This window comes from Limnohabitans sp. 103DPR2 (genome assembly GCF_001412575.1).
Lineage (GTDB): Bacteria > Pseudomonadota > Gammaproteobacteria > Burkholderiales > Burkholderiaceae_C > Limnohabitans_A.
Window position 1 is genome coordinate 2,633,955 of sequence record NZ_CP011834.1, and the last position, 15,840, is coordinate 2,649,794.

General features: G+C 55.9%; 18 protein-coding genes. 4 read left to right on the forward strand and 14 right to left on the reverse strand.

The annotated features are described in order from the left end of the window. Nucleotides 1-23: 23 nt before the first annotated feature. Genes L103DPR2_RS12710 through L103DPR2_RS12735 form a run of 6 tightly spaced genes read right to left on the reverse strand, consistent with a single transcriptional unit; the run spans nt 24 to nt 4,597 of the window. Nucleotides 24-764, reverse strand: coding sequence for a lysophospholipid acyltransferase family protein (locus tag L103DPR2_RS12710; protein WP_055361406.1), 741 nt, complete (start codon nt 762-764; stop codon nt 24-26). Nucleotides 765-766: 2 nt separating this feature from the next. Then, nucleotides 767-2,038 (reverse strand): dihydroorotase, encoded by a 1,272-nt coding sequence (locus L103DPR2_RS12715; RefSeq protein ID WP_055361407.1) that lies wholly within the window; start codon nt 2,036-2,038, stop codon nt 767-769. A gap of 33 nt (nt 2,039-2,071) precedes the next feature. After that, nucleotides 2,072-3,034, reverse strand: a complete 963-nt coding sequence (locus L103DPR2_RS12720) for an aspartate carbamoyltransferase catalytic subunit (RefSeq protein ID WP_055361408.1) — start codon at nt 3,032-3,034, stop codon at nt 2,072-2,074. A 2-nt stretch (nt 3,035-3,036) separates the two neighbouring features. Continuing rightward, nucleotides 3,037-3,555 (reverse strand): bifunctional pyr operon transcriptional regulator/uracil phosphoribosyltransferase PyrR, encoded by a 519-nt coding sequence (pyrR, locus tag L103DPR2_RS12725; RefSeq protein ID WP_108254953.1) that lies wholly within the window; start codon nt 3,553-3,555, stop codon nt 3,037-3,039. Beyond that, nucleotides 3,552-3,968, reverse strand: a complete 417-nt coding sequence (gene ruvX, locus L103DPR2_RS12730) for a Holliday junction resolvase RuvX (protein WP_055361410.1) — start codon at nt 3,966-3,968, stop codon at nt 3,552-3,554. Before ruvX ends, pyrR begins: the two co-directional genes overlap by 4 nt. After that, nucleotides 3,965-4,597 (reverse strand): YqgE/AlgH family protein, encoded by a 633-nt coding sequence (locus L103DPR2_RS12735; protein ID WP_055361411.1) that lies wholly within the window; start codon nt 4,595-4,597, stop codon nt 3,965-3,967. The genes ruvX and L103DPR2_RS12735 overlap by 4 nt, the downstream gene beginning before the upstream one ends. A 26-nt stretch (nt 4,598-4,623) precedes the next feature. On the opposite strand from L103DPR2_RS12735, the gene L103DPR2_RS12740 reads away from it, so the two are divergent. Next, entirely contained in the window at nt 4,624-6,114 is a 1,491-nt protein-coding gene (locus L103DPR2_RS12740) for a cryptochrome/photolyase family protein (RefSeq protein WP_055361412.1), read from the forward strand. A 28-nt stretch (nt 6,115-6,142) separates the two neighbouring features. Here the strand turns inward: L103DPR2_RS12740 and L103DPR2_RS12745 are convergent, their stop codons facing one another. Further along, entirely contained in the window at nt 6,143-6,295 is a 153-nt protein-coding gene (locus tag L103DPR2_RS12745; protein WP_055361413.1) for a rubredoxin, read from the reverse strand. A gap of 78 nt (nt 6,296-6,373) precedes the next feature. Between L103DPR2_RS12745 and thiD the strand changes: the two genes are divergently transcribed. Beyond that, nucleotides 6,374-7,318 carry a bifunctional hydroxymethylpyrimidine kinase/phosphomethylpyrimidine kinase gene (gene thiD / locus L103DPR2_RS12750; protein ID WP_055361414.1) on the forward strand — a complete coding sequence of 315 codons (945 nt, stop codon included), beginning with the start codon at nt 6,374-6,376 and terminating at the stop codon, nt 7,316-7,318. Then, nucleotides 7,302-8,609: a glutamate-1-semialdehyde 2,1-aminomutase gene (hemL, locus tag L103DPR2_RS12755; RefSeq protein ID WP_055361415.1), complete on the forward strand. Its 1,308-nt coding sequence runs from the start codon at nt 7,302-7,304 to the stop codon at nt 8,607-8,609. The genes thiD and hemL overlap by 17 nt, the downstream gene beginning before the upstream one ends. 22 nt (nt 8,610-8,631) lie before the next feature. On the opposite strand, the gene L103DPR2_RS12760 is transcribed toward hemL, so the two are convergent. The 6 genes from L103DPR2_RS12760 to dusB all read right to left on the reverse strand — a co-directional run bounded on the left by L103DPR2_RS12760 (nt 8,632) and on the right by dusB (nt 14,402). Then, on the reverse strand, nt 8,632-9,615 hold the full coding sequence (locus L103DPR2_RS12760) for a tripartite tricarboxylate transporter substrate binding protein (protein ID WP_055361416.1): 984 nt from the start codon (nt 9,613-9,615) through the stop codon (nt 8,632-8,634). Next, a complete protein-coding gene (locus tag L103DPR2_RS12765; RefSeq protein WP_055361417.1) occupies nt 9,612-10,547 on the reverse strand; it encodes a hypothetical protein in 936 nt (311 codons plus the stop codon). Before L103DPR2_RS12765 ends, L103DPR2_RS12760 begins: the two co-directional genes overlap by 4 nt. 5 nt (nt 10,548-10,552) lie before the next feature. Continuing rightward, nucleotides 10,553-11,449 carry an amidohydrolase family protein gene (locus L103DPR2_RS12770; RefSeq protein ID WP_055361418.1) on the reverse strand — a complete coding sequence of 299 codons (897 nt, stop codon included), beginning with the start codon at nt 11,447-11,449 and terminating at the stop codon, nt 10,553-10,555. Nucleotides 11,450-11,539: 90 nt separating this feature from the next. After that, nucleotides 11,540-13,120 (reverse strand): bifunctional phosphoribosylaminoimidazolecarboxamide formyltransferase/IMP cyclohydrolase, encoded by a 1,581-nt coding sequence (purH, locus tag L103DPR2_RS12775; RefSeq protein WP_055362048.1) that lies wholly within the window; start codon nt 13,118-13,120, stop codon nt 11,540-11,542. A 5-nt stretch (nt 13,121-13,125) separates the two neighbouring features. Beyond that, nucleotides 13,126-13,362 (reverse strand): Fis family transcriptional regulator, encoded by a 237-nt coding sequence (locus L103DPR2_RS12780; protein WP_055361419.1) that lies wholly within the window; start codon nt 13,360-13,362, stop codon nt 13,126-13,128. Next, a complete protein-coding gene (gene dusB, locus L103DPR2_RS12785; RefSeq protein ID WP_055361420.1) occupies nt 13,359-14,402 on the reverse strand; it encodes a tRNA dihydrouridine synthase DusB in 1,044 nt (347 codons plus the stop codon). Before dusB ends, L103DPR2_RS12780 begins: the two co-directional genes overlap by 4 nt. Nucleotides 14,403-14,531: 129 nt before the next feature. On the opposite strand from dusB, the gene L103DPR2_RS12790 reads away from it, so the two are divergent. Then, complete coding sequence (locus L103DPR2_RS12790; RefSeq protein WP_055361421.1) at nt 14,532-15,047, forward strand: YqaA family protein; 516 nt, start codon at nt 14,532-14,534, stop codon at nt 15,045-15,047. A 27-nt stretch (nt 15,048-15,074) separates the two neighbouring features. On the opposite strand, the gene L103DPR2_RS12795 is transcribed toward L103DPR2_RS12790, so the two are convergent. Further along, complete coding sequence (locus L103DPR2_RS12795; RefSeq protein WP_055361422.1) at nt 15,075-15,827, reverse strand: sulfite exporter TauE/SafE family protein; 753 nt, start codon at nt 15,825-15,827, stop codon at nt 15,075-15,077. Nucleotides 15,828-15,840 lie beyond the last annotated feature (13 nt).

The window sequence follows — 15,840 nt, forward strand, 5'->3', positions numbered from 1 at the left end:
ACATCTTAGTCGGAACTCAAAAATCATGCCGCAAAACACTTATTTTTAAGTGACAAAACCTCTTGGTGCAGGTCTTGCGCCCAAGCCCTGCGATCGCGATCTTGAGCTGTCTGCATCTGGCCAAAATTGACAATGGCCTTTAAGCCTTGCGCATTCAAGGTTGACCACACAGACGCCAACAAGGTGTCATCGTCAATGTAGCGCGCAGCCATGCTGATCTGACCCGAAGCAGAATCTACAAACTGCAAAGCCATGGGTTGAATGGGGGCATCCGCTTCAATGGCCGACTGAATGAGGTTGGCATGGAAAGGCAGCATGCCAATGCCGTCGCCCGTGGTGCCTTCTGGAAACACGCCCAACACATCGCCATTGCGCAAAGCTTGCGCCATGTCTTTGACCATGCGCATGGCGTCTTTGCGCTGCGCGCGTTGAATGTACAAGGTGCCACCGCCAGTGGCCAAGGTGCCCAACACGGGCCATTCTCGCAACTCCGATTTCGACACAAAACGGCAGTGCCGGGTGGCATGGATCACCAAGATATCGAGCCAAGAGATGTGATTGCAAACCAAGAGCGCAGGACCCGACACAACAGGCTGCCCGCGTACTTCTAGGTCAATGCCCCAAATGCGCAACAGCTGCATGGCCCACACTTGCACGCGCGCATCACGTTGCTGCTGGCTCAGTTGTGGAAACCGAAAATAAATGGTCACCCACCCTACCAACACGTGCCAAATGCCACGCAGCAATTTGAAGGCTGCACGCATCGTTAAGCGTGATAGGCCACTTGTCCGCTCACCAGGGTGTATTGCACTCGCCCTGGCAAGTCATAAGCCGCAAAAGGCGTGAACTTGCCTTGGCTGCGCAAATTGCCAGCGGTCACTTGCCAATTGGCTTCGGGATCCAAAATGCAAACGTCGGCTTGTGCGCCCACTTTCAGTTGCCCGATGTCTTTGCCCAGCACACGTGCGGCTTCGCTGGTGACGGTGGCAATGGCGCGGGTCAGCGGTACTTTGCTGTCTTGTGACCATTTCAAAGCCAGGCTGAGCAACAACTCGAGGCCCGTGGCACCCGGTTCTGCTTCGGCAAAAGGCAGGGCTTTTTCATCTTCACTGACGGGGCTGTGATCGGACACCAAGGCATCGATGGTGCCGTCGGCCAAGGCTTCGCGCAGCGCATCGCGATCGCGTTGTTGACGCAGCGGTGGCGACACGCGCGCACGGCTGTCGAAGTAGCCCACATCGGCGTCGGTCAGGTGCAGTGAATTGATGCTGACATCGCACGTGACGGGCAGGCCTTCCGCTTTGGCTTGGCGCACCAATGCCACGCCAGCAGCGCTGCTGATGCGGCACAAGTGCACATGGGCTTTGATGCTTTTGAGCAATTCAAAAATGGTGTGCAAGGCAATGGTCTCCGCGGCCACAGGCACGCCGGACAAACCCATGCGCGTAGCCAAGGGGCCGCTTGCAGCCACGCCTTTGCCCAAATGCAATTCTTGGGGACGCAGCCACACGGTGTAGCCAAAGGAGTTGGCGTATTGCAGAGCGCGCTGAAGAACTTGTGTGTTCTCCAAAGCCACTTCGGCTTGGCTGAAACCTACGCAACCGGCTTCTGTCAGCTGAACCATTTCAGTCAGCACTTCGCCTTTTAAGCCGCGTGTGAGTGCACCCAAAGGCATCACATGTGCACGGTGGTGTTTCTCTGCTTTGAAGCGCAGCATTTCAACCAGGCCTGGCTCGTCGAGCACTGGATCGGTATCAGGTGGGCACACCAAGCTGGTCACACCCCCCGCAACAGCAGCGGCCAATTCGGAGTCGAGCATACCTTCGTGTTCATGGCCAGGCTCTTTGAGTCGCACCGACAGATCCACCAAGCCTGGCATCACGATGAGGCCTTTGGCATCGATGGTTTTTTGCGCTTGAAAATCTGCGGGCACGTTGCCAATCGCCACAATTTTGCCAGCCGAGATGGCGACATCGGCCACCGTGTCGGTTTTGCTGCTAGGGTCGATGACGCGACCGCCTTGGATCAAAATTTTCATGGTTTGTTGTCTTTCTTCTTCTGCTTCTGCGAATTAGGCTTCGTTGCCTGCCACGATGCTCATCACGGCCATGCGTACCGCGATGCCAAAGGTCACTTGCGGCAAGATCACGCTTTGCGGTCCGTCCACCACCGCAGAGTCAATTTCCACACCGCGGTTGATTGGGCCAGGGTGCATCACGATGGCATCAGGTTTGGCCAGTTGCAACTTTTCGGGCGTCAGGCCAAAACGTTTGAAATACTCTTGACTGGAGGGCAACAAGGCGCCGCTCATGCGCTCGTTTTGCAAGCGCAAGGTGATCACCACATCACAGTCTTTGATGCCTTCTTCCAAGTTGTGGAACACCTTCACGCCCATTTGCGCCATGTCGGATGGCACCAAGGTTTGCGGGCCCACCACGCGTACTTCAGCACAGCCCAAAGTGGTCAACGCATGAATGTCGGAGCGGGCCACGCGCGAATGCAACACGTCGCCCACAATGGCCACCGTGAGGTTGGTGAAATCTTTTTTGTAGTGGCGAATGGTGTACATGTCGAGCAAACCCTGCGTGGGGTGTGCGTGCCGGCCGTCACCGGCATTGACCACGTGCACATGCGGTGCCACGTGCTGAGCAATGAGGTAAGGTGCACCCGACTCGGAGTGGCGCACCACAAAAATATCGGCCGCCATGGCCGACAAGTTGGCGATGGTGTCTAGCAGCGATTCGCCTTTGGATGCCGATGAGCGTGCAATGTCGAGATTGATCACATCGGCCGACAAACGCGTGGCCGCAATTTCAAAGGTGGTTCGGGTACGTGTACTGTTTTCAAAAAACAAGTTGAAGACACTCTTGCCGCGCAGCAAGGGCACCTTCTTCACTTCACGGTCGCTGACGCTGACGAAGTTGGCGGCGGTGTCCAAGATGTGCGTCAGGATGTCGCGTGACAAACCTTCGGTGGACAGCAAGTGAATCAGTTCACCGTTTTTGTTGAGTTGGGGATTTCGTTTGTAGAGCATTCTTATTTTTTCCCTGCTGTGCTGTTGTCTTCTTGAACTTCAAAGCTGAACTCGCCATTGGCCAAGCGCGCCAGCGCCAAGGATTGGGTGTCGGGCAAAGCCACGCGCGCGGCTGCGTAATCGGCTTGAATGGGCAACTGGCGGCCTCCGCGATCGACCAAGACGGCCAAGCGCACGCTGGCTGGACGGCCGTAGTCAAACAACTCGTTGATGACGGCGCGAATGGTGCGGCCGGTGTACAACACATCGTCCAAGATCAGCACATCGGCGCCTTGAATCTCAAACGGCAGTTGCGTTTGACCGCCGGAGGACAAGCCGCGTTGCGCAAAATCATCGCGGTGCATGGCCGATGAAATGCTGCCGTGCTTGCCGCTCAAGCCCAAATCTTTTTGCAGACGCTCGGCCAACCAAGCGCCGCCCGACGTGATGCCCACCAAGCGGGTTTCAGAGGTGCACATGGTTCGCACACCGCACAAGAGTTCGCTGTACAGCGCCTCTGCATTCAAAGCCAATGCACTCAAGGCAGACTCCTTAAAAATTGTTCCAAAATGATGCAAGCCGACGCAGCATCGGCATCTTTGGCACCGGCCGAAATGGCTTCGGTGGTGCTGTAACGTTCGTCCACTTCGTAGACGTTCAAACCAAAACGTCCCCGAAGTTGTCTCGCAAATTTTTGTGCGCGAAGGGTGTTCTCGTGGGAGGCCCCATCGGGATGAAAAGGCACCCCGACGACCAAAGCATCGGGCGCCCATTCTTTGATGCGTTTCTCGATGTGCGCAAATCGTGCATCACCTTCCGCCACCACGGTGGCTTGGGGGGTGGCTTGGCGCAGCATGCGATTGCCCACGGCCACGCCGGTGCGCTTGAGACCAAAATCGAAAGCTAAAAAACTCTGCTGCGACGCAGGCACAGAGAGCGCCTGGTCCAGGCTCATGCGTGACCCGCCTCTGACGACAACATCCACGCTTGCAAGCCCAAGAGGCTGAGGGCTTTGTCGTAGCGCTGCTCAATGGGTGTGTCAAAAATCACCGCAGGATCGGCAGGCACTGTGAGCCAGCTGTTTTCACCAATTTCAGATTCCAATTGGCCTTCGCCCCACGAGGCATAACCCAATGTGACCACCACGCGCTGGGGACCTGAACCATTTGCCAGGGCTTCAAGCACATCCTTGGAAGTGGTCATGGCCAACCCGCCAGGCACACTGAGGGTGGAGGCGTAGATGGAATTGGGTGTGGCGACTGCTTCTGTGTTTGAATTTTCTGAATCCACCGAATCTTTTTCCAACACGGGATCGTGCAACACAAAGCCACGTTCTGTTTGGACCGGGCCACCGTGCAATACATTGGATTGCAAAAGGTCTTGTCGGTGCAGGGGTAACTCGACTTTCTCGAACAAATGCTTCAGACTGAGATCGCCGGGCTTGTTGATGATCAAGCCCATGGCACCCCGCTCAGAGTGCTCACACACGTACACCACACTCTTGGCAAATGTAGGGTCCTCCAGTCCGGGCATGGCAATCAAAAAATGATGCGAAAGCTGAGTGGAGGCAAAATCGGCAGACATGCTCCAATTTTAACGGCCTCAAACCCATGCACAAACCCTTTTCTACCGGCTTGGTCTGGTTTCGGCGAGATTTACGCGTTGCCGACAACACAGCCCTGTTTCATGCCCTCAAAAACTGCACCAAAGTGCAATGCGTGTTTGTCTTTGACACCGGCATCCTGAACGAGTTGCCCCGAAAAGACCGCCGGGTCGCCTTCATTCAAGCTTCTTTGGTCGAATTGGACCAATTGCTGCGCCAAGCCGCCCAAGAGGCAGGGCTTGACGCCAAAGCAGCCGCCCAAGTGGGTCTGATTGTGTTGCACGGTAATCCCATCCAAGAAATTACGGATCTTGCCAAGCAAATTGAGGCTCAGGCCGTCTTTGCCAACCACGACGACGAACCGGCCGCCTTGGCCCGCGATGCCCAAGTGCGCGGTGCCTTGGCCAACGCAGGCATTGCCCTGCACACCTACAAAGACCATGTGGTTTTCGAGCGACAAGAAGTGCTCACCTTGGCCGGCAACCCCTACACCGTGTTCACGCCTTACAAAAACGCTTGGCTCAAGAAGGTGCAGCCCCAAGATTTGGCGCCTCACCCCATTGCCGAGCACGCTGCGGCATTGGCGCCCCGCCCCAAAGCCCTCCAATTGCCAGTGCCGACTCTTCCTGACATCGACTTCGAAGAAGTCGACCTCACAGCCTTGCACTACAAAACGGGCTTTTCTGGCGGCCAGGCTTTGCTAGAAGACTTTCTGCACCGCATCGACCGGTACGAAGAAACCCGCAATTTCCCAGCCGTCAAAGGCCCCAGTTATCTCAGTGTGCATTTGCGATTTGGCACCGTATCTGTCCGGCAATTGGCCCTCGAAGCATGGCGTCGCTACAAAACCAGTGAAGGGGCCAGTGTCTGGTTGTCCGAACTCATTTGGCGTGATTTTTACGCCCAAATCTTGGCCAACTTCCCCCACGTGGCCGAGCGAAGTTTCAAAGCCGAATACGACGCCATCCAATGGGACCACGGCCCCCACGGCAAAGCCCTGTTTGCCGCATGGTGCGAAGGCCGCACGGGCTACCCGCTGGTTGATGCGGCCATGGCCCAAATTAACCAAACGGGATATATGCACAACCGCCTGCGCATGGTGGTGGCCTCTTTCCTCACCAAAGACCTGGGGGTGGACTGGCGTTGGGGCGAAAAATACTTTGCCCAGCACCTCATCGACTTTGACCTCTCGGCCAACAATGGGGGCTGGCAATGGGCCAGCTCTAGCGGATGCGATGCCCAGCCCTACTTTCGCATTTTCAACCCCGTCACGCAAAGCGAAAAGTTTGACCCGCAGGGCAAATTCATCAAACGGTATTTGCCGCAACTTGCGGGCTTACAAGGCGCAGACATCCATGCGCCATGGGATGCCAAACCACTGGCTTTGCAAGCGGCTGGGGTGACATTGGGAAAAGACTATCCCCTGCCCGTGGTGAACCACGCAGAGGCCCGAGAGAAAACGCTGGCGCGCTACGCCGTCGTCAAAAAAGCGTCCTAAGCTCAGCCAGGCAACTGGGGGGGCCGTTTTAGATGGCCACCATCTCAAAGTCTTCTTTGCGGGCGCCGCACTCTGGACAAGTCCAGTTCATGGGCACATCGGCCCAGGCGGTGCCGGGCGCAATGCCGTCCTCTGGGCAACCAGCGGCCTCGTCGTAAATCCAGCCGCAAATTAAGCACATCCAAGTTTTAGTATCTGTCACAGTGTGGCACCGGTGTCGAATAGAATGAAACGATTGTATCGGGCTTCACTGTAACCCATGACCACTTCTTTACCTCCGTCAGATGCCCCCGATCTGGCCAACGACAGCGAAGACGACGCGTCAATTGCCTGTGTCTTGGTGTTCAATGCCAGCGACCCCAGCGGCGCCAGCGGCATCAGTGCCGACGTTCTGGCCATCGCTTCGGTGGGTGCGCACGCCCTGCCCGTCCTCACTGGTGCCTACGCCAAAGACACCGCACAAACATTCGACTTTTTCCCTTTGCCCGAAGAGGCTGTCGGCGACCAAGCCCGCGCCATCTTGGAAGATGTACCCCCTCAGGTCATCAAAGTTGGCTTTGCCGGCAGCGCCGAAAACATCAGCATCATTGCTGAACTCACGGCCGACTACGACGGCGTGCCGGTGGTGGCCTACATGCCCAACCTGTCTTGGTGGGAAGACGACCAAATCGACCAGTACCTCGATGCCTTTCGCGAACTGTTGTTGCCGCAAACCAGCGTGTTGGTGGGCCATCACAGCACTTTGCGCCGCTGGCTCTTGCCCGACTGGTCGAGCGAAAAAAATCCAGGCCCCCGCGACATTGCCAAAGCGGCATCTGAGTTGGGCGTACCCTACACCTTGGTCACGGGCCTTACAGCCTCTGACCAGCACATCGACAACGTCTTGGCCACACCCGAAACCGTGGTGGGTCATGAAAAATTTGAACGCATCGAAGCTGTGTTCAGCGGCGCAGGCGAAACCCTGTCCGCCGCACTGGCGGCCTTGATTGCCACTGGCCTCGATTTATCCGTGGCGGCCAGCGAAGCTTTGCACTACCTCGACCGTTGCCTAGACGAGGGTTTTCGCCCGGGCATGGGTCACGTCATTCCCGATAGACTCTTCTGGGCTTTACCCGAGTCCGAAGAGGGCGAAGAAGGCGATGAAGGCGGCCCCGACATGAACGCCGATTTTTTTGAAATGCCGATCAATGAAACCAAACACTGACCTCAACGACACCCTGTTCGAACGCGCACGCCAAGTTATTCCTGGCGGTGTGAACTCACCTGTTCGCGCCTTCCGCGCAGTGGGCGGCACACCCCGTTTTGTGAAGCGCGCTGAGGGCGCTTACTTCTGGGATGCCAACGGCAAAAAATACATCGACTACATCGGCTCTTGGGGCCCGATGATCTTGGGTCATGGCCACCCCGCCGTTTTAGAAGCCGTGCAAAAAGCTGCGCTCGATGGCTTCTCGTTTGGCGCCCCCACCGAGCGCGAAGTCGAGTTGGTGGAAGCCTTGCTCAAGCTGGTCCCCTCCATGGACATGGTGCGCTTGGTCAGCTCGGGCACCGAAGCCGGCATGAGTGCATTGCGCTTGGCCCGCGGCGCCACAGGTCGCAGCAAAATCATCAAGTTTGAAGGCTGCTACCACGGCCACGCCGATGCCCTCTTGGTCAAAGCCGGTTCGGGCTTGGCTACGTTTGGCAACCCCACCAGTGCAGGCGTCCCCCCTGAAGTGGTGCAACACACCTTGGTGCTCGAGTACAACAACATCGAGCAATTGGAAGAAGCCTTCAAAATTCACGGCAACGAGTTGGCGTGTCTGATGATCGAGCCCATCGCTGGCAACATGAACTTTGTGCGCGCCAGCGTGCCTTTCATGAAACGCTGCCGCGAACTCTGCAGTCAATACGGCGCCTTGTTGGTGTTTGACGAAGTGATGACCGGTTGCCGCGTCGCCTTGGGCAGCGCGCAAAGTGTTTATGCCAAAAGCATTCCTGGCTTCGAGCCCGACATGACCGTCATGGGCAAAGTGATTGGCGGCGGCATGCCTTTGGCTGCCTTCGGTGGCAAGCGCGCCGTCATGGAGCAACTGGCACCTTTGGGCCCTGTGTACCAAGCGGGTACTTTGAGCGGCAATCCTGTGGCCACCGCGTGCGGCTTGGCCACCTTGGCCGAAATCAGCAAGCCTGGTTTCTTTGATGCGCTGAGTGCTCGCACACGTTCATTGGTGGATGGCCTGTCGGCTGCAGCAGCGGCAGAAGGTGTTCCCTTTGCAGGCGACTGCGAAGGCGGCATGTTTGGATTCTTCTTGCTGCCCACCTTGCCCAGCAACTACCCCCAAGTGATGAAGACCGATGGCAGCAAGTTCAACACCTTGTTCCACGGCTTGCTAGACCGCGGCGTGTACATTGCGCCAGCGCTTTACGAAGCTGGCTTTGTGAGCGGTGCACACACTGCGCAGGACATTGCCGACACAGTGAGCGCAGCGCGCGAGATCTTCAAGACGCTCGCCTAAGTTTCGAGCTTAGGCGTCGGTTTTATGACTCGCGGGTAATGCCCGTTTCCTTGACGATCTTGGTCATCAGCTCACGGTCGGCAAGGAACACTTTGTTGAAGGCGTCTAGGTTCCACTGAGGCGAATCCATGCCCAATGCCAGCAAACGCTCTTTGACATCTTTGTTGCCAATGATTTTGTTGACGGCAGCATTGATCTTTTCTTGAATGGCTACGGGCGTGGCTGCAGGCGCCAGCAAACCAAACCACGATTCAAAGTGGAAACCTGCCAAACCCGATTCCGCCAGGGTGGGAATGTTGGGCAACAAAGCTGAGCGTTTTTTGGACGTGATGCCAATCACGCGAAGGCGCGTGTCTTGCAAATAAACACCCACACCTGCCGTAGGCACAATGACTGCGTTGCCGCGCCCACCTGACACATCCGTCACGGCCTCAGCGGTTCCTTTGTAAGGCACGTGCACCATGTCGATGTCGGCCGTCTTGGCAAAGTAGGCCATGGCCAAGTGCGTAGAGCTGCCCACACCTGCAGAGTTGTAATTGAGCACACCCGGTTTGCTCTTGGCATATTGAATGAACTCACCCGCAGTTTTCACAGGCACGCTGGCGTTGACCATCAGGATGTAGCTCTGATTGCCAATGTTGGCCACCGGCGCAAATTCTTTCACAGGTTCGTAAAACGGACGTGCGCCCATGGCCGCTGTCACAAAGTGACTGGAGGCTGCCATGAGCAAAGTTTTGCCATCCGGTGCCGCTTTGGAAACAAAGGCGGTGCCAATGGCGCCGCCTGCACCGGGCTTGCTTTCGATGATCCAATTTTGGCCAGTCTCTTGTGACAACTCTTGCTGAATGGCACGGGCTGGCATTTCACGTGCACCGCCGGGTGCAAACGGCACGATGATGCGCGACACACCACCCGATTGCGCAAAGGCTTTGCCCAATCCAGCTGACAACAAGGCTGCCAACATGAGTTGGCGACGACCTAAAAAGTTTTCTTTGAATTGCATCATTTTCCTAACAGGTCACGGGTTTCATCAAACAATTCGTCCACCGAATAAGGTCTGGGAATCAAACCTTGTTGGTAGGTGTAGCGAATCAACACCTCAAGGGCTTTTCGGTTGGGCTCAATGCCAAACGGCGTGAGGTCCATCTCGCCCTTGACAGCGTGCACGCTGCGGCGAGGGTTCTCGTCTTTGGCCATGGCTTTGCTTTGAGCCAGAACTTGATACACCTCTTGGATCACATCAGGGCGGTCTTTGCACAGGTCCATGTCGATGGCCATCATGTGATTGATGGGCAACATTTGCAAACGACGACTCCAAGCTTGCGCGGCATCGTGCGGATCAGGGAGCACCGGCTGCAATCGTGGATCGTCTGGCAAGTCGCTGCCAATGATGGCCGCATCGAGTTCGCCCGACAACAGCATGTCGACCATCTTGCTGCCTTCTGGCGCACGCTCAAAACCCTTGGGGTCTGGAAACTCGGCCAAGTGGCCATGCTCAAACGTCACCCATTGCACTTTGGGCAAGTCCACACCGTAGTCGTTGGCCAACACACCGCGCACCCACGTGACAGTGGTTTGGGCATGCGCACGAATGCCCACGCGTTTGCCATTGAGTTGGGCCACCGTTACTTTGCCGCGCTCAGCGTTGTACACCAAGCAGTGGTGTTGGAAGCGGCCTTCGCCCACCACCGCAGGCAACAGTGCCAAGGGTTTGCCGTAGGCTTTGGCTTGCAAGTAAGTCACCAGGGCCAATTCTGCGACGTCAAATTCCAGTTCGCGTACCACGCGTTTGAACGCACGGTTGGGCGTTTTGACGGGGTCAAATTCAAAATCAAACAGCTTGGGCCGCAACACGCCGTTTTTCAAAGCCATGGTGTTGGGGTAATCGCCCAACAGGGTTTTGAGTTTGAGTTTTTCGGGTTTTAAATGAAAAGACATACTGCTTAGCCCTTGTTCAGATCTGGGTACAAGGCATGCGCCGTACCGGAGTAAATCCAGCGTTGGTCTTCCAAGGTCAATGACGCTGTGGCCTCGAGGGCTTCTTGCAAATGCTTTGTCAAACCACCGGCAGACGCTGGGAAGTTAGAGCCCCATGCGATGCGCTTGGCACCAAAGGCGCTGACCACTGCTTTGCAGAAGGAGGCCTGTGTGGCTTTGCCTTCTTTGGATTCACGCACATTGTGGGTGGTGAATTTGAAATTCAAATTCTCGTACTTGGCCAGTGCAAACAAGCTGGCAGCTTGCGCGTATGGCGCCCCCTCTTCCAACACAGGGCGGGCGAAGTGGTCTAGCAAGACGATGGCTTTGGGGAACTGCTTCAGGAGAGTTTCGAGTTGAGGCAATCCATCGGCTCGCAGTTGCACGCACATGGGAATCTTGTGCTGGGAGATGTACTCCCAAACGGGAAAGCTGCGGGGGTCGTCCAAACGCACGCTGTGGTCTGCGGCGGTATGACCGGCAATGAAAACGCGGGTGCCGCTGAGACCTTCGTCTTTCCAACGTTTCACTTGCGCCACGGCATCGGCTTGCAAGGTGTCAACGGAATAGACGCCCACAAACTGTGAGGGGTTGGCTTTGACACAGTCCAGGGTGTAGCTGTTGTCATGGCCGTAGCAGGTGGAAGCTTGCACCAAAATGGACTTGGCCACACCGGCTTCTTTCATGGCCTGGGCCATGCCCGCGCCATTGACGGGACGTTCTTTGGACCAATCGGATTGCTTGCCGCCCATAGGCGCCAGAGGATAGCGAACGGGGTCGTCCGCAATCACGTGGCTGTGCGAGTCCACCACGGGCACGCCCAGTGAAATGGACGTCAAAGGGGAAGATGTAGATGCAGTCATGGGGCCTTGGATGCGAGATTTCGCTTGAGTCTGAACAGGCTCACATCATGCCTTTTTTCAAAGGCATGTTGCTCTACAAAATTTCACATCTCAATGACGGAAGTGGCGCACGCCCGAGAAGACCATGGCCACACCGCGCTCGTCGGCCGCCGCAATCACTTCGGCATCGCGCATGGAGCCGCCCGGCTGAATGACGCAATTGGCACCGGCGTCCACCACCACGTCCAAACCGTCTCGGAACGGGAAGAAGGCATCGCTGGCCACCACCGTGTTTTGCAAACTCAAACCAGCATGGCCGGCTTTGATGCTGGCGATGCGCGCAGAGTCCAAGCGGCTCATCTGGCCTGCGCCCACACCCATGGTCATGCCATTGGCACAGAACACAATGGCATTGCTCTTCACGTACTTGGCCACTTTCCAGGCAAACAACAAGTCTTGCAGCTGCGCGGGTGTGGGCTGCACTTTGGTGACCACTTTGAGGTCGGCCAATTGCAGCTCGTGGTTGTCGGCGGTTTGAATCAGCAAGCCTGAACCCACGCGCTTGATGTCTTGTGAGTTGCGACCTTGCTCGAAGGGGGTGCCGCCTTCTTTGAATTCGGGCAAGGCAATTTGCAACACGCGCACATTGGCTTTGGCTTTGAAAATTTCCAGGGCTTCGGGTGAATAAGCGGGTGCCATCAACACCTCAACAAACTGCTTGCTGATTTGTTGCGCTGCCGCAGCGTCCACGATGCGGTTCAGCGCAATGATGCCGCCAAACGCGGATGTGGGATCAGTTTGGAAAGCTTTGCTGTAGGACTCGAGTGCATTCGCACCCACTGCCACGCCGCAAGGGTTGGCGTGCTTCACGATCACGCAAGCCGCTTCTGAAAAGCTCTTGACGCATTCCCAAGCCGCATCGGCATCGGCAATGTTGTTGTAAGACAGCTCTTTGCCCTGCAGCTGCACAGCTGTGACCAGTGAGCCAGGCGCTGGATACAAGTCGCGGTAGAAGGCGGCTGTTTGATGCGGATTCTCACCGTAGCGCAAGTCTTGCAACTTCACAAAGCGGCCATTGGACTGCGCTGGGTATTCGGTGCGAGTGCCGTCTTCCAAGTTGTAAGAAGACAGGTAATCGCTGATGGCGGCGTCGTAATTGCTGATGCGGTTGAAGGCAGCGACAGACAATGCAAAGCGTGTTTTCTCAGACACTTTGCCGCTGGCTTTGAGCTCATCAATCACAGTGGCGTATTGCGATGCGTCGGTGAGTACGGCCACATCTTTCCAGTTCTTGGCGGCACTGCGAACCATGGCCGGACCGCCAATGTCGATGTTTTCAATGGCATCTTCCAAGGTGCAACCTGGCTTGGCCACCGTGGCTTCAAAGGGGTACAAATTGACGATGAGTAAATCGATGGTTTGAATGCCGTGCTCTTTCAAAGCGGCCATGTGCTCAGGCACGTCGCGACGTGCCAACAAACCACCATGCACTTTAGGGTGCAAAGTTTTCACGCGGCCGTCCAGCATTTCTGGAAACTCAGTGACTTGCGCCACTTCGGTCACGGGCAGGCCTTGCTCAGCCAACAACTTGGCTGTACCGCCTGTAGACACCAACTCCACCTTCAGCGCATGCAGCGCTTTGGCGAGTTCGACGATGCCAGTTTTGTCAGAGACAGAAATCAGTGCTTTCATTTTTTTCACTTCAAAAGTTTGTGTTCGATCAGTTTCTTGCGCAGCGTGTTGCGGTTCAAGCCCAGCCACTCGGCAGCGCGCGATTGGTTTTGGTCGGCTTGTTGCATGACCACATCCAGCAATGGTTTTTCAACGGCATTCAACAGCATGTCGTACATGCCGTGAGGTTCTACGCCGTCCATGTCTTGAAAGTAAGCGTTCAAGCTGTCGCGAATGCACTCTTCTATTTTCTTCTTGCTCATTCCATCGTCTCCAGCGCCATGTCAGGCTGAATGCCCGCCACAGCCTTTGGCATGCGCTCGATGCGCGCTGCCATCTCTTCAAAAAAATCTGCCACCGCGCGCGATTGCAATTCAGCCGTTTCCAAGGTGTTCATGTGGTCTCTGAACACATCACCCCCTGGCAAATCACGGACGTACCAGCCAATGTGTTTGCGCGCAGAACGCACACCGGTCAGTTCGCCGTACAAGCCATAGTGGTCTTGCAAATGGTCGAGCAATGCACGCTTCACCTCTGCCACCAAGGGCGGCGCCAAGTGTTCACCCGTGGCAAGGAAATGAACGATCTCGCGGAAGATCCAAGGACGACCTTGGGCTGCGCGGCCCACCATGAGGGCATCCGCACCGGTGTACTTTAAAACGTGCAGTGCTTTTTCAGGTGAATCAATGTCGCCATTGGCCACCACCGGAATTTTGACGGCTGCTTTCACGGCGGCCACGGTGTCGTATTCGGCAAAGCCTTTGTAGCCTTGCTCGCGAGTGCGTCCATGCACAGTCACCATTTGAATGCCCACACTTTCAAAGGCTTTGGCCAAGGTGAGCGCATTCTTTTCTGTGTTGCACCATCCGGTGCGCATCTTCAAGGTGACGGGCACACCGCGCGGCGCACATGCGGCCACCACGGCTTCTGCAATTTCAATCGCCAAGCTTTCGTTTTGCATGAGCGCAGAGCCCGCCCATTTGTTGCAAACTTTTTTAGCGGGGCAACCCATGTTGATGTCAATGATCTGCGCACCCTGATCGATGTTGTAAGCGGCGGCCTCCGCCATCATGGGCGCATCGGTGCCCGCAATTTGCACCGCAATAGGACCTGGCTCGCCATCGTGGTTGGCACGGCGCGAGGTCTTCAAACTTTTCCACAAGTCTTTGCGGGACGTGACCATTTCGCTCACGGCATAGCCCGCGCCAAACTGTCTGCACAGCTGGCGAAAAGGCCTGTCGGTGACGCCGGCCATCGGCGCCACAAACACAGCATTGGGCAAGACATAAGGTCCAATTTGCATGGGGAAAGGGGGTGGGTGTGGGGGCGGGCTGCTTAAAAAGGAGGCACGATTGTATTGCTTAATTTTTGAGCAAGGGCATTATTTTCATAGAAATTTCAAAATTGAAACCTTTGGCTACACTCTGTTGACATGGAAGATTGGATCACCCCTCACCTCTCGCAGCTTTTGGCTTGGCTGGCATTCCCAGAACACGGTTTGTCGACTGTGTTCTTGATCTCTTTCATCTCAGCCACCTTGTTGCCATTGGGCTCGGAGCCCGCTGTGTTTGGCTTGATCAAAATCAATCCTGACTTGTTCTGGTCGGCCATTTTGGTGGCCACCGCAGGCAATACCTTGGGCGGCATCGTCAGTTGGTGGATGGGCTATGGGGCACACCAAGCGGTGGACTTGGTCAGGAAAAAACAAAACCCAACAAAGTCAGAGCGCACCAGCTGGGGCGACAAATTTCACGGCCAAGCCTTGGCATGGCTTGAAAAGATGGGCCCTAAGGCCTGCTTGTTGTCTTGGCTGCCTGGCGTTGGTGATCCGCTTTGCGCTGTGGCAGGTTGGCTCAAAATGCCTCTCTTGCCTTGCGCCATCTACATGGCCATTGGCAAGTTCCTGCGCTATGTTGTGATGACGTCTTTGCTGTTGTGGGTTTTTTAAGACCACTCAACGCTTTAACTAAACGCTTTAACGGAGCACCAACAAACTGGCCACCAGCACCAAGAAGGCCAACAGAACTTTTCTGAAAGCGTCTTCACTGAGACGGTGACGCATTTTCTGTCCCGTCTTCAAACCCAAGGCCATGGGCAGCAAGGCTAAAAATGAATAGCCCAGGTCCATCAACTCCATACGCCCGAAGCCATACATGGCAATGTACAGTGGCCAGGCAGCATTCAAGTAAATGACACTGATGCAGCCCACAAACTCGTCGCGCTGCAACTTCAAAGACATCATGTAACTGATCAGGATGGGACCCATGAGGGAGGACACGCCGCCCAACATGCCCGACATGGTGCCGACCAAGGCCCCCACCCACCGCTCTTTTTTCGGTGGAATTTGGAAGCTGGGTTTGAACAACATGGAAACAACCGCCAGCACCACGGCAAACGCCACCAACATGTTGAGTTGCTTCACACTGAAAGACAAAGTCCAATGCACGGCAAAGACTGTCATAACAGCCTGCGTCAACATCAAAGGCCAAAAGCGTTTGATGCTGGCTTTCCAACTGGCCTCTTGCCAGGCCTGCCAAATGTTGGAAACCAACACAGGCACGGCCACCAATGCAATGGCTTGGGTGCTGCCAATCATGAGTGACATGATCGGCACAGCAAACAAGGGCAAACCAACGCCCAATGTGCCTTTGACGATGCCGCCAAACAGGATCGCTGCAGCGCAAGCTGCAACGATCAACACCGTGTCGGTGTTGAACAAAATATCCATGAGGCGGACCTTG